The 20,310-nt window shown below is 60.8% G+C and carries 21 protein-coding genes, 1 tRNA gene and 1 pseudogene; 14 read left to right on the top strand and 9 right to left on the bottom strand.

The genetic code is table 11. The features are described from left to right. The first annotated feature begins 175 nt into the window (after window positions 1-175). The 6 genes from FEV16_RS00620 to FEV16_RS00595 all read left to right on the top strand — a co-directional run bounded on the left by FEV16_RS00620 (window position 176) and on the right by FEV16_RS00595 (window position 5,570). Entirely contained in the window at window positions 176-805 is a 630-nt protein-coding gene (locus FEV16_RS00620; protein ID WP_138165680.1) for a DNA-3-methyladenine glycosylase I, read from the top strand. A gap of 70 nt (window positions 806-875) precedes the next feature. Further along, entirely contained in the window at window positions 876-1,439 is a 564-nt protein-coding gene (locus FEV16_RS00615; RefSeq protein ID WP_246657099.1) for an HD family hydrolase, read from the top strand. A 22-nt stretch (window positions 1,440-1,461) separates the two neighbouring features. Beyond that, on the top strand, window positions 1,462-1,986 hold the full coding sequence (locus FEV16_RS00610) for a protein tyrosine phosphatase (RefSeq protein WP_138165678.1): 525 nt from the start codon (window positions 1,462-1,464) through the stop codon (window positions 1,984-1,986). Beyond that, window positions 1,946-2,974: an NAD regulator gene (locus FEV16_RS00605; RefSeq protein WP_138165677.1), complete on the top strand. Its 1,029-nt coding sequence runs from the start codon at window positions 1,946-1,948 to the stop codon at window positions 2,972-2,974. The genes FEV16_RS00610 and FEV16_RS00605 overlap by 41 nt, the downstream gene beginning before the upstream one ends. Window positions 2,975-3,061: 87 nt before the next feature. Further along, window positions 3,062-3,796: a hypothetical protein gene (locus tag FEV16_RS00600; protein ID WP_171015111.1), complete on the top strand. Its 735-nt coding sequence runs from the start codon at window positions 3,062-3,064 to the stop codon at window positions 3,794-3,796. A gap of 241 nt (window positions 3,797-4,037) precedes the next feature. Continuing rightward, on the top strand, window positions 4,038-5,570 hold the full coding sequence (locus FEV16_RS00595) for a DUF882 domain-containing protein (protein ID WP_138165676.1): 1,533 nt from the start codon (window positions 4,038-4,040) through the stop codon (window positions 5,568-5,570). Between the two features lie 58 nt (window positions 5,571-5,628). Here FEV16_RS00595 and FEV16_RS17390 read toward each other — a convergent pair whose 3' ends face one another. Continuing rightward, window positions 5,629-5,754, bottom strand: a complete 126-nt coding sequence (locus tag FEV16_RS17390; RefSeq protein ID WP_281404835.1) for a hypothetical protein — start codon at window positions 5,752-5,754, stop codon at window positions 5,629-5,631. A 163-nt stretch (window positions 5,755-5,917) separates the two neighbouring features. Continuing rightward, complete coding sequence (mdh, locus tag FEV16_RS00590) at window positions 5,918-6,880, bottom strand: malate dehydrogenase (RefSeq protein ID WP_138165675.1); 963 nt, start codon at window positions 6,878-6,880, stop codon at window positions 5,918-5,920. Between the two features lie 233 nt (window positions 6,881-7,113). On the opposite strand from mdh, the gene FEV16_RS00585 reads away from it, so the two are divergent. The 4 genes from FEV16_RS00585 (at window position 7,114) to nikR (ending at window position 10,168) form a co-directional block, all read left to right on the top strand. Continuing rightward, window positions 7,114-7,659: a hypothetical protein gene (locus FEV16_RS00585; RefSeq protein WP_138165674.1), complete on the top strand. Its 546-nt coding sequence runs from the start codon at window positions 7,114-7,116 to the stop codon at window positions 7,657-7,659. A 115-nt stretch (window positions 7,660-7,774) separates the two neighbouring features. Continuing rightward, window positions 7,775-7,850 (top strand) — tRNA-Lys (locus FEV16_RS00580). A gap of 62 nt (window positions 7,851-7,912) precedes the next feature. After that, on the top strand, window positions 7,913-9,568 hold the full coding sequence (locus tag FEV16_RS00575) for an adenylate/guanylate cyclase domain-containing protein (RefSeq protein WP_138165673.1): 1,656 nt from the start codon (window positions 7,913-7,915) through the stop codon (window positions 9,566-9,568). Window positions 9,569-9,700: 132 nt separating this feature from the next. Further along, complete coding sequence (nikR, locus tag FEV16_RS00570) at window positions 9,701-10,168, top strand: nickel-responsive transcriptional regulator NikR (RefSeq protein ID WP_138165672.1); 468 nt, start codon at window positions 9,701-9,703, stop codon at window positions 10,166-10,168. Between the two features lie 57 nt (window positions 10,169-10,225). Here the strand turns inward: nikR and FEV16_RS00565 are convergent, their stop codons facing one another. Continuing rightward, window positions 10,226-10,453: a BrnA antitoxin family protein gene (locus tag FEV16_RS00565; RefSeq protein ID WP_138165671.1), complete on the bottom strand. Its 228-nt coding sequence runs from the start codon at window positions 10,451-10,453 to the stop codon at window positions 10,226-10,228. Window positions 10,454-10,487: 34 nt separating this feature from the next. Then, a complete protein-coding gene (locus FEV16_RS00560) occupies window positions 10,488-10,772 on the bottom strand; it encodes a BrnT family toxin (RefSeq protein ID WP_138165670.1) in 285 nt (94 codons plus the stop codon). Between the two features lie 148 nt (window positions 10,773-10,920). On the opposite strand from FEV16_RS00560, the gene dnaG reads away from it, so the two are divergent. Beyond that, a complete protein-coding gene (gene dnaG, locus FEV16_RS00555; RefSeq protein WP_138165669.1) occupies window positions 10,921-12,825 on the top strand; it encodes a DNA primase in 1,905 nt (634 codons plus the stop codon). 211 nt (window positions 12,826-13,036) lie between these two features. After that, complete coding sequence (gene rpoD / locus FEV16_RS00550; protein ID WP_138165668.1) at window positions 13,037-15,049, top strand: RNA polymerase sigma factor RpoD; 2,013 nt, start codon at window positions 13,037-13,039, stop codon at window positions 15,047-15,049. A 21-nt stretch (window positions 15,050-15,070) separates the two neighbouring features. Here rpoD and FEV16_RS00545 read toward each other — a convergent pair whose 3' ends face one another. After that, entirely contained in the window at window positions 15,071-15,262 is a 192-nt protein-coding gene (locus tag FEV16_RS00545) for a type II toxin-antitoxin system HicB family antitoxin (RefSeq protein WP_246657098.1), read from the bottom strand. Between the two features lie 14 nt (window positions 15,263-15,276). Continuing rightward, window positions 15,277-15,423: a type II toxin-antitoxin system HicA family toxin gene (locus FEV16_RS00540; protein ID WP_138165666.1), complete on the bottom strand. Its 147-nt coding sequence runs from the start codon at window positions 15,421-15,423 to the stop codon at window positions 15,277-15,279. A gap of 16 nt (window positions 15,424-15,439) precedes the next feature. On the opposite strand from FEV16_RS00540, the pseudogene FEV16_RS00535 reads away from it, so the two are divergent. Further along, window positions 15,440-15,727 (top strand): annotated as a pseudogene (locus FEV16_RS00535) (transposase); the annotation flags it as partial. Between the two features lie 769 nt (window positions 15,728-16,496). Here the strand turns inward: FEV16_RS00535 and FEV16_RS00530 are convergent. Genes FEV16_RS00530 through FEV16_RS00520 form a run of 3 tightly spaced genes read right to left on the bottom strand, consistent with a single transcriptional unit; the run spans window position 16,497 to window position 19,471 of the window. Continuing rightward, window positions 16,497-17,804, bottom strand: a complete 1,308-nt coding sequence (locus tag FEV16_RS00530; RefSeq protein WP_138165665.1) for an MFS transporter — start codon at window positions 17,802-17,804, stop codon at window positions 16,497-16,499. Between the two features lie 5 nt (window positions 17,805-17,809). Beyond that, window positions 17,810-18,526, bottom strand: a complete 717-nt coding sequence (locus FEV16_RS00525) for a DUF1345 domain-containing protein (RefSeq protein WP_138165664.1) — start codon at window positions 18,524-18,526, stop codon at window positions 17,810-17,812. A 12-nt stretch (window positions 18,527-18,538) separates the two neighbouring features. Further along, window positions 18,539-19,471, bottom strand: coding sequence for a polyprenyl synthetase family protein (locus FEV16_RS00520; protein ID WP_138165663.1), 933 nt, complete (start codon window positions 19,469-19,471; stop codon window positions 18,539-18,541). A 333-nt stretch (window positions 19,472-19,804) separates the two neighbouring features. Between FEV16_RS00520 and FEV16_RS00515 the strand changes: the two genes are divergently transcribed. Then, window positions 19,805-20,095 (top strand): hypothetical protein, encoded by a 291-nt coding sequence (locus FEV16_RS00515; protein WP_138165662.1) that lies wholly within the window; start codon window positions 19,805-19,807, stop codon window positions 20,093-20,095. Window positions 20,096-20,310: the final 215 nt, after the last annotated feature.

The following is a 20,310-nucleotide window of genomic DNA, read 5'->3' as shown; positions in this document are numbered from 1 at the left end:
TGATGGGCGGCGCGAACTGAGCCGCGATGACTTGCGACCGCGCATAAAGCAGGACGCGCGCCATCTGCGTCCGCCAAGCGGGACGATAGTCCCAACTTGGTTGTGAACGCAATCCGAACGCGCGATAAAGCCGCGGCGCGCGGCGTTTAACGTCCGCATCAGGAAGGATCGAGTCTTGGCGAGCGTCCGGGAACAGCCGGCAAGTTGGCGTGACCTCGCGGTCGTGTCCCATATTGATGGACTGAAGCGCTGTCCATGGCCGGGCGTCGATCCGCTTTATCTCGACTATCACGATAATGAATGGGGCCGAGCCGAGCGCGACAGCCGAGCGCTCTTTGAAAAGCTGACTCTCGATGGCTTTCAAGCCGGCCTTTCCTGGATCACCATCCTACGCAAGCGCGAGGCGTTTCGCGTCGCCTTCGCCGGCTTCGATCCAGAGAAGGTCGCCGTCTTTGACCAAAAGCGCGTGGCCGCGCTGATGCGCAATGATGCGATCGTGCGCAATCGCGCAAAAATCGAGGGCGCCGTGCTCTCGGCGCAGGCGTGGCTCAGGATCGAGGCGGCGACCGGCTTCTCGAATTATCTTTGGGATTTCGTGGATGGGCGACCGATCGTCAATCATTGGAGGCGCATGAGCGACGTGCCGACGCAAACGCCGCTCTCGGAACGTCTTTCCAAAGACCTCAAGGCGCGCGGCTTCAAATTCTGCGGGCCGACGATCGTTTACGCCTTCATGCAGGCGGTCGGCATGGTGGACGATCATCTGGTCGGCTGCCATCGCCATGCGGGGGGCGACGCTGGCTGACGCAATACGCTCCTCCTCGACGAAGCGCGGGCGCGCGTCGCGAAGCGAAGCGCCCCGCGCCTGGCAGCGCATGTTGTCCGGACGTCGCCTCGATCTGCTCGATCCTTCGCCGCTCGACGTGGAGATCGAGGATATCGCCCACGGGCTGGCGCGCGTCGCCCGCTGGAACGGGCAGACCGCCGGCGCGCATATTTTCTCGGTCGCGCAACACAGCCTGCTCGTGGAAAAGGTCGCGAGCGCGCTTGAACCGGGCATCGGCCGAAGCGAGCGGCTCTACATGCTGTTGCATGACGCGCCGGAATATGTGATCGGCGACATGATTTCGCCCTTCAAGGCGGTGATCGGCGACGCATACAGAGCGGTCGAGGACCGCATACTCGGCGCGATTCTCCTGCGCTTCTCTCTTCCGCCGGCGCCCGAGCCCGCGCTGCGACGCCTGTGCAAAACGGCCGACCGCGCCGCCGCCTTTTTCGAGGCGGTGCAGCTTGCGGGCTTTACACGGGCCGAAGCCGAGCGCATCTTCGGCCGCCCGGCGATCCCGCCGAAGTCTTTCATGGACGAACTCGCCCCGACTCCCATCGAGGAGACGCAGGCGCGTTTCCTCGCTCGATTCCGGGCGGTCGACGAAAGTTAAAAGAAGAACGTCGGGGAGAGAAATGCCGAATGGGCGATTGTACGTCTGTTCGCTGACTAAGGTGGTCGAGACCGTGCGCGAAAGCGGCGCGCGCTCGCTTATCACCATTCTTACGGCCGGGGCGTCGCTTGTTCGGCCTTGCGAAATCGCCCGAGAGCGCCATTTGCGCATCGCAGTCTCCGATATCGACGCGCCGCGGGAGGGACACATCCTTCCCGGCGAGGAACATATCGATCGCCTGTTAGCTTTTCTTGAAGAATGGGACCGTTCCGCGCCGCTCGTCATTCATTGCTACGCCGGGGTGAGTCGTTCCCCCGCGGCGGCCTATGTCGCGGCCTGTGCATTGGCGCCGCACCGCTGCGAATTGGAGATCGCGCGCGAACTCCGCCGCGTCTCTTCGACCGCGACCCCCAACAGGCGTTTGGTCGCGCTTGCAGACGACAGGCTCGGGCGAGCGGGGCGAATGTCCGCCGCGATCGCCGCAATTGGACGCGGGACCGACTGCTATGAGGGATCGCCCTTCGTCCTGGAATTCGCTGACGCCTAGTCACGTCGCGGAAGAATTCGCGCCGATTTCCCCCCCTGTCGAAATTGGCCTCACCGCCGCAATCGTCGCCGTTCGCGATGATGAGCCGCTGATCCTGACGACGCGTGCGGACGGGCCCGTCGGCGTTGCGGCCCTGCCTTCCGGACCATTCGATCCCATCCGTCACCGGACCTTCGAGATCGGCTTGCGCGAATGGGTCGCCGAACAGACCGGCGCGCCTCTCGGCTATGTCGAGCAGCTCTACACGTTCGGCGACCGCGGACGGCATGCGCGCGCCGGCGACCGCGACCCGCATGTCGTCTCGGTCGGCTATCTGGCGCTGACCCGCATCCGCGATGAGGCCGACCGGCGCGCGGGCGTCTGGCGAAGCTGGCATGATTTCTTTCCCTGGGAGGATTGGCGCAAAGGTCCGCCGGCGATCATCGAGGAGACGATCGCGCCCGGACTGGAAAGCTGGGTCGCCGAGTCGCCGGACGCCGTCTCCTTCTCGGGCCTTTCCCGCAGGGTGCGCATCAACCTGCTCTTTGGCGGCAAGGGCCGTGCGTTCAATGAGGAGAACGTCCTCGAGCGCTACGAGCTTCTCTACGAGGCCGGGCTCCTCGAGGAGGCGCTGCGCGACGGCCGCGAATCGGCGCAAAAAAGGGCGCCGCTCGCGCCGCTCGGGGCGCCCATGCGCCACGACCATCGCCGCATTCTCGCCACAGCTATGGGCAGATTGCGCGCCAAAATGAAATATCGGCCGGTGATTTTCGAGTTGATGGCGCCGGAGTTCACGCTAACAGAACTGCAACGGACAGTAGAAGCAATTGCAGGTCGGCATCTCCACAAGCAAAACTTCCGCCGTCTTGTCGAAACAACCGCCATTGTCGAACCGACGGGCGAGATGTCCTTAAAAACCGGCGGCCGGCCAGCTGCTCTATTTCATTTTCGCCGCAATGTTCTGCAAGAACGTCCCGCACCGGGGCTTCGCGTCGGCATAAGGGGCTGATTTCGCCTCTTTAAGCCAATGTTCACCGCGACATGGTGAATCCTTGCTGAAGCGGAAGCCCGCCAATGCGTAGGGTAGAGGTGCGTCTTGGGCTATTTGTCGCCGCCGCCAATGCCGGCGCCAGTCGTCGTCTACAAAGATGTCGGCGGTCTCGTCAGCGATTATGAGGCGATAACCGAACGCTATCGCCGTGAGAACCGCGAAGTCAGGCTGCATGAATGCCGGTCGGCCTGCACGCTGGCGCTGAGCCTGCCGAACGTCTGCGTCTATCCGGATGCGAAGGTCAAATTTCATCAGGCCTACAACGCCATTAACAGAGAGACCGACCTCGGCGTCTCGTCGCAGCTGTTCGCCTCCTACCCTGCCGCCGTGCAGGCGCGTCTTGGCCATCTAACGAGAGAATATCGCGTGCTGACGGGGACGGAGCTCATCGCTCTCGGCATGCGCAATTGCGAGAGCGGCCCGACGATGATCGCCGGCCGCAAGCAGCCGTCGCCGCCAACCCGGGTCGCCAGCGCACAGCCGGACGGGTCGGGCGTGAGCCTCGCCTCATTTGGCGACGTCGCGCATAAGGTGCAGTCAGCAGTCGCGACCGCTCTCTCCAGCCAATCGGCGTCGCCGATCCGCGTCGCCGTCGCCGACCGGGAGCAGATCGAGGCGAACACGCTTCCCGAGGCTGCGCCGCTCCCGCCCCGCAGACCGCCATCGGAGGCTTTCCTGGCCCAGAACGCCGCGCCGCTGAGCCCGGCCTATCTGCAGCTCATCAGCGGCGCGCAGCCGATCCTAGGTCAGCAATTTATGCGAACCGTGGCTACGAACTAAGCCGCCAAGCTTGAGCAATTTTTCGCCACGATGTTACCCTAGCGTCGCAATGGGTGGGAAATCAGGCCGCTAGCGGCCGCGATGGGCGAAGCGCGTCTTAACGGCGCATTTCACATTTGATTTTCTGCCGGTCATCGCGCCGTCGGCGCATGGCGCGCATGGGGCCAAAAGGTCTCGAAGATTTATTGGTTCCGGGCGGCGCCGATCACGGCGCGCTTCAAGCGAGACGGGAAGCGACCCATTGACGACGCCTCGCTCCAGCGCGCGCCTGATCTACGCTCCGCTTTCTAAGGTCCTCGGACTCGTCGTCCTTTGTCTGACGACGCTCGCGCCGAAAATCACTGAAACGGCGGTCGCCAACGGCGACACAAGAACCATCCTTCTCTACCACGCCCACACGCATGAATCGATTTCTGCGACCTATCTCGTCAACGGGCAGTATGACAGCAACGTCCTGCAGCAACTGAACTGGTTCCTGCGCGACTGGCGCCGCGACGAGCCGACCAATATGGACCCGCGCCTGTTTGACGTCGTGTGGGAAGCATACCGTTCCGCGGGCGTTGGAGATCAGGTCGTGCAGGTCGTCTCCGCCTATCGCTCTCCTGAAACGAACGCCATGCTGCGCGCCCGTTCGCGCGCCGTCGCCAAATATTCACAGCACATGCTCGGCAAGGCGATGGACACCACCATGCCCGGGCTTCCCATGTCTCAGGTTCGCGAGATCGGCATGCGGATGCAGCGCGGCGGCGTTGGCTATTACCCCAATGCCGGCACGCCCTTTGTCCATCTCGACGTCGGCAATGTGCGCCATTGGCCGCGCATGAGTTACGACGAACTCGTGCGGCTTTTCCCTGACGGGAAAACCGTGCATCTGCCGACCAACAACCAGCCGCTCGCGCGCTATGAAGAGGCGCGCGCGGAAATCGAAGCCCGCGGCGACGGCGCTTATGTCGTCGCGCCGAGGCGCACGTTTGGCGGGTTCTTCGCCATGCTATTTGGCGGCGGCGGCGAGGAAGACGACGCCGAGGTCACGACGCCAGCGCCGGGCGCGCGCAAGCAATGGGCGTCGCTCGCGCCGCGGGCGACGCGGGGCGCGAACGGCGAAGCCGACGAAGAAAGCGCCGCTTCCGCCTCAGCCGACGCCAATCGTTATAGGGCGCCCGAGATCGCGCGAGCCGAGGCCGATCTGCCGCGGGGCGAAACTACCCTTTCAGCGCCGGGAGCAGAGCCGCCCGATCAGGGGTCTTCATCCACCAAGCTGCCCACCGTCCGGGCGCCGCTTCCGCCTCAGCGTCCAGCTTCGCTCCCGGGCTTTACAGATAGGCAGATCGCCTATGACAGAGCCGCCACTTTTGCCGCGGTCGAGCGGTCGCGCGAACTGCAAAGCGCAAGCGAACTTCAGGAGAGCGAAAGCCCCGAGGCCACGCCCCATCGTTCCGCGCGGGGATCGGCGCCCCTTCCCCCGTCTCGTCCCGCGACCTTCGACGTCAAAGCGACGAGCGCCATAGCTCGCTTGGTCAAATCGACCAAAAGCGAGGCAAGAAGGTCAAAAACAGTCCGCGAAGATTCACTCGCTTACGCGCCTGAGCCAAAGGCGCAGGAGCAATCAGACGCAAGCGAGGAAAGCGTGCAGAGGAATCCAAAAGTCGCCGACCAGCCGGCGAAAGCCGCCCTTATTGCGCCCACTGGCCTTCGCTCAGCCGCGCGCGCACGCGTGCGCGACCAAGCCGCTCCGGAAGCCGTGGAAGAGATTGCGAAGTCCCCGGTCCACTAAATGCTCCAGACGCGGTCGCTCATCTCGCCTTTGAAAGCTCGACCCTTCTACTAAAAATTTACGGCAGCAAAGTAACCGCATTTATCGCCGCGACACCGAGTAGAATAGCAGCACGCACTGCGAAGTAGAGCGTGCCGGCAATAGCGATAATTTTGACGAAGGTATAGCCATCGGGATCAAACATGGCCTTAAATCCATTCCAGCAAAGCTGAACCTCTCGCAAGATTCAGTCTTCCAGAGTGACTAACCTCCGACTTGCAAAGAATGTTCCTGTGGGCAAGCCCAAGCCGCCGGCCTTCCGCCGCGGCGTTGCAGCTCTGAAATCGAGTGCGGCGTTTGGAAGGGGTTCAGGCAAATGCGGCGTCGAGGGACTTCGCGGCGTCGATCAACGACCGAACCGAAGCGACGGATTTCTCAAACATCGCCCGCTCGACGTCATCGAGCTTGATCTCCATTACCCTCTCGACGCCATTCGCGCCGATGACGACCGGCACCCCGACGTAAAGGCCGTTCACGCCATATTGGCCGGTGAGATAGGCGGCGCAGGGCATCACCCGGCGCTTGTCCTTAAGGTAGCTCTCGGCCATAGCGATCGCCGCGGTCGCCGGCGCATAATATGCGGAGCCGGTCTTAAGAAGGCCGACGATCTCGCCCCCGCCTTTACGCGTGCGCTCGACGATCGCGTCGATTCGCTCCTGAGTGGTCCATCCCATAGCGACAATGTCCGGCAACGGCACGCCCGCCACGCTCGAATAACGCACCGATGGCGCCATGTCGTCGCCATGGCCGCCCAGAACGAAGGCGCTGACGTCTTCGACCGAGACATTCAGCTCCTCTGCGAGGAAATAACGGAAGCGCGAAGAATCGAGCATGCCCGCCATGCCGACGACGCGATGCGTCGGCAAGCCTGAAGCTTTCTGCAGCGCCCAGACCATAACGTCGAGCGGATTGGTGATGCAGATCACGAAGGCGTTTGGCGCATATTGCTTAACGCCAGCGCCGACTTTGGCGATGACCCCGAGATTGATGGACAAAAGATCGTCGCGGCTCATGCCAGGCTGACGCGGAATGCCCGCAGTGACGATGACGACATCCGCCCCTTCGATCGCCGAATAGTCCGAGCCGCCGGTAAGTTTAGCGTCGAAGCCCGCGACGGGAGATGATTGGGCGATGTCGAGCGCCTTGCCCTGAGGCACGCCGTCGACGATGTCGAAAAGAACGATGTCGCCTAATTCCTTAAGGCCGGCGAGATGGGCAAGCGTTCCACCGATATTGCCGGCGCCGATCAAAGCGATTTTTTTTCGCGACATAATCAAACTCGTTCTTTGCTTCTCAAGAATTGCTAGCGCGCTTTTGCGGCGGGGGGAAGACTTCTCGGCGCGTGTCCTAACCAGAGTCTGACCGCGCCACGCCTTCGCCGCCGGCCTCCAGAGCCGAGGCGCCGCCGAAGCGCGCTAATGTCGCAGGGATTGCGACCGCCGGCGGAGCTGCTTACCTGCAAAGCTCGAGGGGGAGCGCAAGAGCGCCAGCGGAAGGTCGACACATGAGGAGAGAATTTTCGACGCCCATATGGGCGATCGCGATTGCGGTGGGCGGCCTGCTAGGATCAACCGCGGCTCGAGCGGCGGACCCGGACGAGGCGGAGCTCCTAAATCATTTTGAGAAGGTCGACGTCTGGCATTTTCCGGTCGACTATACGGTCCGCTACAACAACCAGGATGTCATCGTCACCCGTGAGATGGTGGCGCAGCCCGCCCCTCAGGGCGAGCTTTGTTACATCCGCTTCGATCTCATCAAGGGCGACGGCGACTATGGTTACGGCTTTAAGCCGGGCGGCCCGCGCGACGCCCATTGGGGCGTAAATGTGCTGAAAAGGGGCACGGTCCTCGATCAGCTGGCCTCGCGACTGAAAATGGACGTCATCTATTTTTACGTGGAGGGCCCGAAATCCGAGGCGGCCAAAGGTGTTTGCGCGCGTAAGCAGGACGCGCCGACGGCCGCAGCCGGCAACGCCTATAAGGGACCCTGGTCCGATCTCGTGACGAAGTCGCGGCTGATCCACGGGTGGCCGGCGGCGCCGGCGCCATAGCTTAAGAGGGGCAATCGAGCCCAGGCATTGCGTAGCGCTGGACAGCCGCGAGCGGTTTTGTTATTCGCACCGCTCGTTCGAAACAGCGTCGGGCTCGCCCGCGCGCTCGACGGACGGGCGCATAGCTCAGTTGGTAGAGCAGCTGACTCTTAATCAGCGGGTCCAAGGTTCGAGCCCTTGTGCGCCCACCAATCGTCAATCAATGGCCCCTGTGGTCTTCTGATGAAGTGACTGTCCGGTCGCGGGCCCGAAAATGAAGCTTCGGACGTTCTTCTCGATCTTCTTCCTATTGCTCGTCGCATTAGCAGGAGCCAACTTAGCGCTCGGCGTCTTTCTCGAAAAAGCGCAGCAAGAGCTGGAGGCGTCGCATCGCGAACTGCAGTCTCTGACCACGCTTGCCGACGACTTGGTCTTTTCCTCGCAGTGGCAGACGCGCTTTGCGAGAGGCTACATCTCTAACAACGACCCGAAAAGAGTTGACTGGTATAACGCCATCGAAGCCATCCTGAATGGCAAAGTCGCGCGACCGAAAGACTACAATTTTGGCTATTGGGATCTCGTGAATGGCGGGATTATTCCGCCGCCCGAAAAGAAACGCGACGACGCAGTTTCCATCGAAGATCGCTTCTTAAGTCAAAATATCACCGCACAAGAGCTGAATAAGTTAAAGGAAGCGCGCAGCTTCTTAGAGAAGGTGGTCGGCATCGAACGCGCCGCAATGCACGCGGTCGATGGGGAGTTCGACGACGGCGCCGGAACCTTCTCCCGCAAGGGCAAGCCAGATCGAACCCTAGCGACAAAGCTGCTGTTTAGTGACGAATATCGTAAGCTCAACGGAGATTTGGCGCTGAAAATCTCCCAGATGCAGGAATTGATTCGGCAGAGATATGCGACGCAGATTTCACAACAACAAGCGTTCACCCGCCTCTTATTCACTGCCAACACCTACATCAATATTGGCCTATTCGGCATGGTCATTTTGTCTCTCATCTTCTTGCGCAATCGCTTCGCGGTTCGATCGTCGCAGCTCATGACGGTCGTTCACGATATCGGCTCCGGAAACCTGAGTGCGCGCGTTCCTGTTTCCGGGAGCGACGAGATAAGCGAGTTGGCGACGACCATCAACGCGATGGCGGAAGATCTGAACATAGCATTCGACAAACTCGAAAATAAAATAAAGCTCTCAGGCGAGGCGTTGGCGGATCTGGAGGTCGAACGCTCTCGTTCGGAAAAGCTGCTTCACAACATTCTTCCTGCCGCCATCGCCGAAAGATTGCGCGGCGGCGAAGAAACCATCGCGGAAGTTTTTCCGGAAGTCACCGTGTTCTTCTCTGACATCGTCGGATTCACCGAACTCTCGGCGAAGCTTGGACCGCACGAGACGGTCAATATGCTCAACGCCATATTCGAAAAATTCGACGAGCTCGTCGAAAAGCACGGCGTCGAGAAAATAAAGACGATCGGCGACAGCTACATGGTCGTCGGCGGCGTCCCGACCCGCGACCCGCTGCACTGTCAGCATATCGCAGACTTCGCTCTAGATGCGCAGAGCTTCATAAATGATTTCGGCAAAGAAGTTCCCTACCCGCTCAAAATGAGGATGGGCGTGCACACCGGCACTGTCGCCGCCGGCGTCGTCGGCAGAAAACGCTTTTCCTATGATCTGTGGGGCGATGTCGTAAATGTCGCCAGCCGCTTCGAATCGACCTGTGAGCCCGACAAGATCCATGTGTCGGAAGCGGTCAAAGTGCGCCTTACTGATGATTACGTATTCCTGGACGACGGAACCGTCGACTTGAAAGGCAAAGAGACGATGCGGTCCTTTTTTCTGATTGGAAAAAAGACGCAAATGCCTGGAATTTTGGACTTTAAGTCTTCTAGACCAGCCGCTTTCCAAAGCGGCTCGTGACCGGCGCTCGATCCTTCACGTCTCGCGCTATTGGCCCTTAGCCGCTGCGAATAATAAACTAACGTTCGGGCCTGCCGGGCGATTTTGGCCTATCATCTGGCTCGACGCAGCCGCAAACAGCCGGAGCTACCTATGCAGCGCGTGACGATAACCATCGATGAAGAGCTGATGAGCGCGCTCGACCAATATATGGAGGCGGGCGGCCATCGAAACCGTTCCGAGGCGGTGCGCGATCTCGTTCGCGCAGGTCTGCTCAAAACGCCCGAAACCGATGACGGCGCCCGCGCCTGCGTCGCGGCGCTCGTTTATGTCTATGACCACGAGACGCGACAGCTCTCGAAGCGATTGATGCACGATCATCATTCTCATGCCGACATGTCGATCGCCACGCTCCATGTGCACTTGGATGAGGCGACCTGTCTCGAAGTGTCGCTGCTCAAGGGCCAGAAGTCCGAAGTCGAACATTTCGCCGGTCATGTAATTGGCGAGCGCGGAGTCCGATATGGGCAGCTCGTCGTCGTCCCGGCGGATGTCGAGCAGGCCGAAGCGCCCCATGTCCATCGGCGCCCGACAACCCGTCACGCGCATCATTCGAATTAGTCGCCGGCCCGTGGCGTAGACGCCAATTCCCGGCGATGCGCTTTGAACAAACGCAGGTTAACCAACCTTGCGTTGCCTCATGTAGCTGCGCAGAACGGCGTTGATGCGTCGCTGATAGCCGGGGCCTTGCGCCTTGAAATAGTCAATCAGGTCTTGATCGAGACGGATGGAAATCGCCTGCTTTTTTGCAGGCACGACGACTTCTGCCTTGCTCCAGTCGATCGGCTCAAATTCCGCCCAATCGGGATCGCTTGCGACGGCGGCGTCCAATTCCACGTCGGTCATTTGTCGCTTCTTTGTCACCCGGCGCGTCATCGATTCATGATGTGTCACCGATGCGATCTTTGTAGATTTCACGCTCATATTTTCTCGCCATCCTGGCCGAGATGATCCGAATACGGCCGTATCGTTCAGTGTAGATTACGGCGATAATCCGATCCTGTGATTTTCCGATCGCCAACCACCGGGTCTCGCCCGAACGATCCGAGCGGATCCTCAGGAAGGGCTCGTCGAATAGAGCGGTACACTCTTCAAAGGAAATTCGGTGCTTCTGGCGATTCGACTCGTTCTTATCTGCTTCCCATTCGAAGCCCTGTTCGCCCATGTTGTGATAAGCCTGCGGCGACTACTGCGGCGCAGCAGGCCACTGCGCCGGGAATGCAGTTGTATATACACTGACCAAGATAATCAAGAAGGCTTCTCGCAAGGCGTCCCAGGCGTCTATGGTACTTCTTGCTCAACGGCAGGCTCCAATGCGCTTTTCGCCTTCCTTCCTCGATGAGATTCGGGCGCGCGTGCCCGTCTCGGAGGTCGTGCGCCAGAAGGTGAAACTCAGGAAAGAAGGCAAGGAGTGGCGGGGCCTCTCGCCCTTTAACGCCGAGAAAACCCCTTCTTTTTACGTCAACGACCAGAAGATGCGCTGGTTCGACTTCTCGGCGGGCAAGAACGGCAACATCTTCGATTTCGTCATGGAGACCGAGGGACTCTCCTTCCCTGAAGCGGTGGAGAGACTGGCGGCGCTCGCCGGCCTGCCGCTGCCTGTCGAGACGAGGGAGCAGCAAGAGCAGGATCGGCGGCGCGCGACGCTTGGCGAGGCGCTCGAAGCGGCGGCGGTCTTTTTCGAAAAGCAGCTCGCCGGCGCAGCGGGACGCGAGGCGCGCGCCTATCTCGACCGCCGACAGATTTCCTTGTCCGCGCGCGAGAAATTCCGTCTGGGTTTTGCGCCGCCCGAACGCCATGCGCTGCGCGATTATCTCGCCGCCAAGGGCGCAAGCGTTGAAACCATGATCGAGGCCGGCCTGCTCGTCCATGGCGAGGAGATTGCTGTTCCCTATGATCGATTCCGCAATCGGATCATGTTTCCGATCTGCGACCGCTCCGGAAGGGTCATCGCCTTCGGCGGACGCGCCTTGGAGGCCGACGCCCAGGCGAAATATCTCAACTCCCCCGAGACGCCGCTCTTTCACAAGGGGGCGACGCTCTACAATCTGCATAACGCCCGCAAGGCCGCGCATGAGATGGGCGCGGTCATCGCCGTCGAGGGCTATATCGACGTCATCGCGCTGACTGCGGCGGGTTTCCCCAACGCGGTCGCCCCGCTCGGCACTGCGCTGACCGCCGAACAATGCGCCCTGCTCTGGCGTCTGGCCGAGGAGCCTATCCTCTGCTTCGACGGCGACAAGGCCGGATTGAAAGCGGCCTTTCGCGCGGTCGATACGGTGCTGCCGCTGATTGGCCCCGGCCGTTCGCTGCGATTCGTGCTCCTGCCAGACGGCCAGGACCCCGACGAACTGCTGCGCGCCGCGGGCCCGGAGGCTCTCGCTGAAGCTCTGAGCCGGCCGCTGCCGCTTGTCGATCTCTTGTGGATGCGCGAGACAGATTCGGCGGCGCTCGATACGCCCGAGCGGCGCGCCGCGCTAGAACGGCGGCTGCGTGAGATTGTCGGCGAGATTCGCGACGACGACCTGCGGCGCCACTACCTGCAAGAGTTCGCACAGCGGCTGGACAGCCTTTTTGGACGCGATCGGCGCAGCCAATTTCGAGGCCCCTATGGCGCGCGCCGCAGCGCGGGCGGACGCAGACGCGCGACTGACGACGGGCCCCTCGCCATTGGTCCGGGGCTGGCGAATTCGCCGCTGTTTCGGGGAGTCAAGGCTGGGATCGCGCCGCGAGAAGCGCTTATCTTATTGATCCTGATCAATCATCCTGATCTGATCGACTCCCGTGTCGAAGATCTGGCGACCCTCGACCTCGATTCCGGCGACATGCGCGCCTTGCGTGACGCGCTTTTACGATTCGCGGAGCGTAGCGAATCGGATAAGGCTCAGCTTCGCCCGTTTCTGGCGTCGCTCGAGCTTGAGCGGACGGTCGCCCGGCTTGAGGCGATGGCCGCCCACTCGACGTTGTGGAGCGTGCGCCCCGAGGCCGCCGCCGCTGACGCCGGCGAAAGCCTGCGACAGGCTTTCGTCTTGCATCGCAGATCGTTGGCGTTAAATAGAGAGTTGCGCGCGGTGCAAGCGCTGCTGGCCGACAACCCCAACGAGCGGGATTATGCGCGGCTGAAGGATATTCAGACCCAGTTGTCGGCGCTAGATGGCGCAGAAGCGGCGGTGGAAGGATATGGAGCGCTTTCCGGCCGGCCGTCGCGCAATTTGTGAATTCGCAAGGGTTAACGCCGTGGCGAAGAGGGGATGGAAAACGCGCCGCTAGGGGGCGGGGCGAAGGTTTTTTGCGGTCGGCAAGGCCCTTCGCCTGGTCGCCGCGCCGCAGCTTGGAGAGGGGCGGCCTCTCAGGCTTATTTTTTGAGAAAAACTTGCGCCTTGCCTGGTTCGGGGAGCCGATCCAGGGCGAGATGCTTGGAGCTTATGGATGGCGAAGAAAGACGAAGACAAGGTCGAGAACGAGACTGCAGCCGCGACGGAAACCTCCGACGGGCCGCTTCTCGATCTCAATGACGCCGCCGTTAAGCGGATGATCAAGCTCGCCAAAAAGCGCGGCTTTGTCACCTATGCCGAACTGAACGCCGTTCTGCCCTCCGAGGAAGTATCGTCGGACCAGATCGAGGACGTCTACGCAATGCTATCGGAAATGGGCATTACGGTCTCGGAAGGCGACGATCCCGACGATGTCGAGGAGGAACAGGCCGCCGAAGAGGAAGAATCTGAAGGCGGCGAACTCGTCGAAAGTCCGCGCGCAACCGCGGTGACGACGCGCACGTCGGAGCCCGCCGACCGCACCGACGATCCGGTGCGCATGTATCTGCGCGAGATGGGCTCGGTCGAGCTTCTATCGCGCGAGGGCGAGATCGCCATCGCCAAGCGGATCGAGGCTGGGCGCGAGGCGATGATCGCCGGGCTCTGCGAGAGCCCGCTCACCTTCCAGGCGATCATCATCTGGCGCGAGGAATTGGAAGCGGGCAAGGTTCTGCTGCGCGACATCATCGATCTCGAGGCGACCTACGCCGGCCCTGAGGGCAAGGCGGCGAAGACTGCAGAGCCCGCCCCCGCCGCCGACATGGCGCCGTCGACGGCGCCGCGCACGCCGCCCGCCGGTCTGGAGGAGGAAGTCCCGCCCGCCGAAGAGACGTTCGAGGAAGAAGACGACATGGAAAATTCCGTGTCGCTCTCCGCGATGGAATTGGAACTTAAGCCCAAAGTCCTCGAAACTTTCGCCCGCATCGCCGACGCCTACAAGAAGCTGCGCCGGCTTCAGGATCAGAACGTCGAAAACAAGCTCAAGAACGAGACTCTGACGCCCGCGCAGGAGCGAAAATATAAGACGCTGAAGAAAGAGATTGTCGCCGACGTCAAATCGCTTTCTCTAAACCAGAACCGCATCGAAGCGCTGGTCGAGCAGCTTTACGACATCAACAAGCGGCTCATCGGCTATGAGACGAAACTGCTGCGGCTCGCCGACAGCCATGGCGTGATGCGCGAAGATTTCATCGACAAATTCCACGGCTCCGAACTTGACCCCAAATGGGTGATGCGCGTCGCCAAGCTCGGCTCCAAGGGCTGGAAGGAATTCGTCGCCCGCGACAAGGACCGCATCAAGGATCTGCGCGCCGACATTCACGCGCTTGCGACCGAAACGGGACTGGAGATCTCCGAGTTCCGCAAGATCGTGCATATGGTGCAGAAGGGCGAGCGCGAGGCCCGGCAGGCCAAGAAGGAGATGGTCGAGGCGAATCTGCGTCTCGTGATCTCCATCGCCAAGAAATACACCAACCGCGGCCTGCAGTTCCTCGACCTCATCCAGGAAGGCAACATCGGCCTGATGAAGGCGGTCGACAAATTCGAATATCGCCGCGGCTATAAATTCTCGACCTACGCGACCTGGTGGATTCGCCAAGCGATCACCCGCTCGATCGCCGATCAGGCGCGAACGATCCGCATCCCCGTGCATATGATCGAGACGATCAACAAGATCGTGCGCACCTCGCGCCAGATGCTGCATGAGATCGGGCGCGAGCCGACGCCGGAAGAGCTTTCCGAAAAGCTCGCCATGCCGCTCGAGAAAGTGCGTAAGGTTCTCAAAATCGCCAAGGAGCCGATCTCGCTCGAGACGCCGATTGGCGATGAGGAAGATTCGCATCTCGGCGATTTCATCGAGGACAAGAATGCGGTGCTGCCGATCGAGGCGGCGATCCAGTCGAATCTGCGCGAGACCACGACGCGCGTATTGTCATCGCTGACGCCGCGCGAAGAACGCGTGCTGCGCATGCGCTTCGGCATCGGCATGAACACCGACCATACGCTCGAAGAAGTCGGTCAGCAGTTCTCAGTGACGCGCGAGCGCATCCGCCAGATCGAGGCAAAGGCGCTAAGGAAGCTGAAGCATCCGAGCCGCAGCCGGAAGCTGCGGAGCTTCTTGGATAATTGACGTGACGCGCGGAGAATCGATTTACGCGTCGACATACTCTGCGACGGCGCTAGGCAGCGGCACTGGGAGACCGTCCGCCTCCAGCCCTTCAATGTGGAATCGGATCGCTTCTCGCAGTTCCCGCTCGACTTCAGCCACCGTCGATCCTGTCGCGATGCAACCCGGTAAATCAGGCACATAGGCCGAGTAATTGTCGCCCGCCTTTTCGATCACGACCGCGTAACGCGTCAGGGCTTCTCCTTGAGGCCTGCCTGTTTCTGAATACTGTTCAGCGTTCCTGGCGAAATATCGTCTGACGGCTTACCTGCGACCGTCGTTCGACCTGGCTTCGTTGGGTGCTTGAACTGGCGGTCGCTGCCTCTTGTAGCGACCAAGAACCAGCCATCTCTCTCGCTGCGCGGCGTCGTTCTTGAGAATGTCGAGAAGGGCGCGACAGTTTCGACCGATGAGCTTTACAGCTATGGCTTACTGACCGGCGACGGCTACAAGCATGGCGCGGTAAAGCATGGCGCGAAGGAATGGGCGTATTGCGATTATCGCCACGACGCGACGCATCACACGAACAATGTCGAGAGCTTCCGGAAACTGTTTAAGAAGTCGGTAGCTTCGACGCACATTCACATCAGCGCGAAGCACATGGACCGCTACCTCGGCGAGTTTTCTTTCCGCTCGAACCATCGCCAGATGCGGAACGCGATGTTTGATCTTCTGATCGCATCTCTGTCGAACTTAGCGCGGTCAGCCGGCCCGATGCCACGAGCTTCCTCTTGGGCGATGAATTCCTCTAATCTGCCAGAAGCACTGCTTCCGAGAGGCTTAAGGACTGAACAATGGCCAAGCGATGCCCCCTCGTTATGGTTGAATGGGAAGATAGCGCCCAGCCCATACCAGCTTGGTCGCACCTACATGAGTTCAACCCATATCAAGCCATTAGATGCGCTTCCGTGGGATGGCTTATACAAGACACGGAAAGTGTAAAGGTTATCGCGCCAAACATGGGATCGATCGACGATGAAAGCAACATGCAGGTATCCGGTGTGATACGGATACCTGCACGATGCGTTGTGAGGCTTACGAGGCTACCTGAGCCGTCGCTTACTTCTTCTGCCCCTTCTTCTCGTCCTGTGACAGAACGGAAGCGGCGAGCTTCTTCGCGTCAGAAGCGGTTGGTTTCTTAGCGCCGGAGAGGACTTTGCCGGCCAAGCTAGATACCGGCGGCGTTGACTGCTTTTTAGCCATTTTTATCAAACCCTTATATTAGGGTGGACATCGATTCGCGGGTTATGGTACAAAAATCCCGGAGCGATTTGGTCGCTCCGGGATGGGTTAACGTGGCTTTAACAAACGCCTCGGAACGGAAATCGGCGCGTTGGGCGCGTCGATCCCGAATATATGTTTATATCTTCTACTTGCTTTTAGGGGATAATCCCCCTTCAAAAATATCATACTACGGTGGTGTTTGCTCAATCCGCGAATTCTTCTTCGTATCCGGCATCGTCGCATAGACGATGAGCGAGATGAAAATCGCGGCGCTCGCATAGTAGAAGAACCAGTTCTCATGGCCGTGCGCCTTGAACCAGAGCGCCACATATTCCGCCGAGCCGCCGAAGAGAGACACCGTCGCCGCATAAGGCAAAGCGACGCCCGTGACTCGGATCGCTGCAGGAAAAAGCTCCGCCTTCACGACGGCGTTGATCGACGTATAAAGCGCGACGATCAGCCAGGCGCAGCAGATCAGCGCGAAGGCGGTCCATGCGTCGCGTGCGTTCTGTATGGCGGTCAGCAGCGGCGCGGTAAAGATCGTACCCAGCGCGCCGAAGGCGATGAGCATCGGCCGGCGGCCGACGCGATCCGATATAGCGCCATAAAGCGGCTGAAGGCAGAGCGCGAAGAGAAGCGAGCCGGCCGCAATCCACGTCGTCTGCCGATCGCTCAGTCCTGCGGACAGTTTGAGAAACTTCTGCATATAGGTCGTATAGACATAGAAGGCGATGGTGCCGCCGAGCGTCAGTCCAACGACTATCGCGGTCTCTCGCTTATGCGCAAGGAGCGCGGTGAGCGAGCCGCGCTTGCGTTCGGCGCGAGACGACTTGAAGGCGGGCGTCTCGGCAAGATCGCGACGCATGAAAAGCGCGACGATCGCGAGCAGCGCGCCAAAGGCGAAGGGGATGCGCCATCCCCAGTCGCGCAACGCCTGAGCGTCGAGCGCGACATCTTGCAGGATCAGCAGCACGCAAAGCGCAAGCAATTGTCCGGCGATCATCGTCACATATTGGAAGCTCGAATAGAAGCCGCGCCGCTCCGGATGCGCCATTTCGGCGAGATAGGTCGCGCTCGAACCATATTCGCCGCCAAGACTGACGCCCTGGATTAAGCGCGCGAAGAGCAACGTCGCCGGCGCCCCGACGCCGATCATCGCATAGGTCGGCGCGAGCGCGACGAGGAGCGAGCCGAGACACATCAACATGACCGAGAGCATCAGCGCGAGACGGCGGCCGCGACCATCGCCGATGCGGCCGAAAATATAGGCGCCGATCGGCCGCATGAAGAAACCGAGCGCGAAGACGCCGGAGGCGGCCATCATTTGCGCGACGGGATCATGGCCGGGAAAGAATGAATCGGCGAAATAAAGCGAAAAAGCGGAATAGACATAGAAGTCATACCATTCGACGAGATTGCCGACGGAGCCGACCAGTATGGCGCGCAGTCGCGCCGCTTCGGTCTTAATGTCGGATGTCGCCACGTCGTCGCGCATGGCCATCAAACCAACTGACTGGCGATATTCACCATAAGCGCGAGGATGGTCGTGTTGTAAAAAAAGGCGACGATGCCATGCGTCGCCACCAGCAGTCTCATCGGCGACGAGCAGGTTTCTATGTCGGCCGTCTGAAAGGCGACGCCGATGACGTAGGAAAAATACAGGAAGTCGATGTATTGCGGCGTCTTGGTGTTGGGAAAATGCAGGCCGCCTCTCGCTTCCGGCGGCTCGCCGGGATCGCTCTCCTCCTCAAAGTAATATTCATGCGCATAATGAAATGCGAATGTCAGATGCAGGAACAGCCAGGAATTCAGCACGGTGATGATGGTCAGCGCGACCGATGCGCCTTTCTCCCAGCCTTCCATGCCCTTCACTGAACCGAGCTGAATGACGACCGCGCCGAAAGACGCGGTTGCGATCGCCGTCGTCAGCAACAGCATGACAAAGCGGCCCTCATCCAGACGTTGCGCCCGTTCGCGGATGGTCTCATGCGTCGCGCCGGCGACGGACATCGCCACCAACGCGAAATAGCAAAGCGTAAACGCATTCCAGCCGATCAGCGCGCGAGAAACAGGCTGCATCGCCTGCGGCAGTAGAACTCCGACGGCGAGGCCGATCACGCTGCTCAAAAAGAGCTGCGGCCGCGCTCGGATAATTCGAAAGGGCGCAAGAATCGCCAAAGCGCGCCGTGGGTTCTTTGACAGCCCTTCCCTGCGCATGGGCGCAATCCCTCAGTTACGCCGCGCGGCGACGAAATAGGCTGCCTCAGCCAGAATGTCGGTCCCCTCTCCTAATCCGGTTTCGCGCAACGCCGCGGTGGCTTCTTCGACAAGCGAGTCTCGTCTTTCGCGGGCGGCGTCGAGACCAAGGAGACCGACAAGCGTCGCCTTTCCGCGTTCTGCGTCCTTGCCCGCTCGTTTTCCGAGCGCGGCGCTGTCGCCCTCGGCGTCGAGAATGTCGTCGGCGATTTGAAAGGCGGCGCCGAGCGCTTCGCCATAACGCGTCAGCGCACGTGCTTGTTGTGCGGTAGCGCCGCCAAGAATCGCGCCGGCGTCGACCGCGAAGCGTAATAGAGCGCCGGTCTTCATCGCCTGCATCTGCAAAGTTTCTTCGAGCGACAGAGGGGTCGCCGCAGTTTCTGCGGCAAGATCGAGCGCCTGTCCGCCAACCATGCCGCCAAGACCCGCTGCGCGCGCCAAGGCGAGCACCAAAGCGGCGCGCACGCCCGCATCCAAATGCGTTTTGGGATCGGCGATGACGTCGAAGGCGTAGGTCAAGAGCCCGTCGCCAGCGAGGATCGCCGTCGCCTCATCGAACGCCTTATGAGTCGTCGGCCGACCGCGGCGGAGATCATCATCGTCCATCGCTGGCAAATCGTCATGGGCGAGCGAATAGCAATGAATCATTTCGAGCGCGCAGGCGGTGCGCAACGCCGCTTCGCCGATGACGCCGAAGAGCCGCGCGGATTCAATGACGAGAAAGGGCCGCAACCGTTTGCCGCCGCCAAGCGACGAATAGCGCATCGCCTCGAGAAGGCGCGTGGGACGCGCGATCTCGCCCGGGAGCGGCGCAGCCGAGAGCAGCGCGTCGAGCGCCGCCTCGGTCGCCTCGGCGGCGGCGTCGAGACGACGGCGAAACTCCTCGGCGCGGGCGGGTGCATCCATGAGTGCGATATCCTTTGGACAAATGACAGTGGCTGCTACCAAATTTACGCTCCGGCCCCAAGCGCGACACACAAAATTCATGGCTAAAAATCGGCGAGTTTTGGTCTTTTCCGCAAAGGCGGGCGCTCCAAGCTCGCCGCGATGTTGTATTTTTGCGACAGCCATGAAGGGCGCAGGTCTTTAATCTGCGCCCGACGCCAATGCGGCTTGCGGTTTTCCCCAAGCAGCTGTCGGCCGCGGCGTCATACAGAATTCGCGGCGCTCTCAACCGAGCTTGTCAGACGTCGCGTCGCCTGGATGCGAATATCGAGAAACATCCTTGAGGAGACACGCATGAAGAAGGTTCTGCTGCTGACGACCGTCTTAGCGGCGGCCGCGCCCCTTACGGCATGCAATACGCCCGGCGAACGCGCCGCGGGCGGGGCCGTGATCGGCGGGTTAGGCGGCGCGGGCATCGGCGCGCTGGCTTCGGGCGGGCGCGCAGGCGGCACGCTGGCCGGAGCCGCCCTCGGCGCGGCGAGCGGCGCCATCGTCGGAGCGGCGACCGCTCCGCCGCAGCGCTGCGCGAAGTGGGGCTGGGACTATGACGGCAACCGCGTCTGCGTCGCTTTCTACAATCAGTAAGCGCAAATTTATTTTGTGAAACCGCAGGCCTTTCGCCTGCGGTTTATTTTTTTCCCCTTTGCTCATCACGAGGGTCGGCCCGTAGCGCGCTTCTTGATCTTGGAGCTGAGACCGCTAATTTGAAGCGAGCGGCGCTGAGCGGAGAGAATCATGCCGGACGGCTTCACAAGACTGATGATTTTGGGCGCAATTGGATTTTTCCTTGGCGCGGCGAT

Source organism: Methylocystis sp. B8, assembly GCF_005771425.1.
Lineage (GTDB): Bacteria > Pseudomonadota > Alphaproteobacteria > Rhizobiales > Beijerinckiaceae > Methylocystis.
Note: the sequence above shows the minus strand (reverse complement) of the source record. Positions and strands in the feature narration are given on the sequence as shown.

Coding starts and splice junctions, on each gene's coding strand:
- FEV16_RS00615 (WP_246657099.1), top strand. CDS start 876: ATGTTGTCCGGACGTCGCCTCGATCTGCTCGATCCTTCGCCGCTCGAC.
- FEV16_RS00610 (WP_138165678.1), top strand. CDS start 1,462: ATGCCGAATGGGCGATTGTACGTCTGTTCGCTGACTAAGGTGGTCGAG.
- FEV16_RS00605 (WP_138165677.1), top strand. CDS start 1,946: ATGAGGGATCGCCCTTCGTCCTGGAATTCGCTGACGCCTAGTCACGTC.
- FEV16_RS17390 (WP_281404835.1), bottom strand. CDS start 5,754: ATGTTTGATCCCGATGGCTATACCTTCGTCAAAATTATCGCTATTGCC.
- mdh (WP_138165675.1), bottom strand. CDS start 6,880: ATGTCGCGAAAAAAAATCGCTTTGATCGGCGCCGGCAATATCGGTGGA.
- FEV16_RS00585 (WP_138165674.1), top strand. CDS start 7,114: ATGAGGAGAGAATTTTCGACGCCCATATGGGCGATCGCGATTGCGGTG.
- FEV16_RS00575 (WP_138165673.1), top strand. CDS start 7,913: ATGAAGCTTCGGACGTTCTTCTCGATCTTCTTCCTATTGCTCGTCGCA.
- nikR (WP_138165672.1), top strand. CDS start 9,701: ATGCAGCGCGTGACGATAACCATCGATGAAGAGCTGATGAGCGCGCTC.
- FEV16_RS00565 (WP_138165671.1), bottom strand. CDS start 10,453: ATGACCGACGTGGAATTGGACGCCGCCGTCGCAAGCGATCCCGATTGG.
- FEV16_RS00560 (WP_138165670.1), bottom strand. CDS start 10,772: ATGGGCGAACAGGGCTTCGAATGGGAAGCAGATAAGAACGAGTCGAAT.
- dnaG (WP_138165669.1), top strand. CDS start 10,921: ATGCGCTTTTCGCCTTCCTTCCTCGATGAGATTCGGGCGCGCGTGCCC.
- rpoD (WP_138165668.1), top strand. CDS start 13,037: ATGGCGAAGAAAGACGAAGACAAGGTCGAGAACGAGACTGCAGCCGCG.
- FEV16_RS00530 (WP_138165665.1), bottom strand. CDS start 17,804: ATGCGCGACGACGTGGCGACATCCGACATTAAGACCGAAGCGGCGCGA.
- FEV16_RS00525 (WP_138165664.1), bottom strand. CDS start 18,526: ATGCGCAGGGAAGGGCTGTCAAAGAACCCACGGCGCGCTTTGGCGATT.
- FEV16_RS00520 (WP_138165663.1), bottom strand. CDS start 19,471: ATGGATGCACCCGCCCGCGCCGAGGAGTTTCGCCGTCGTCTCGACGCC.
- FEV16_RS00515 (WP_138165662.1), top strand. CDS start 19,805: ATGAAGAAGGTTCTGCTGCTGACGACCGTCTTAGCGGCGGCCGCGCCC.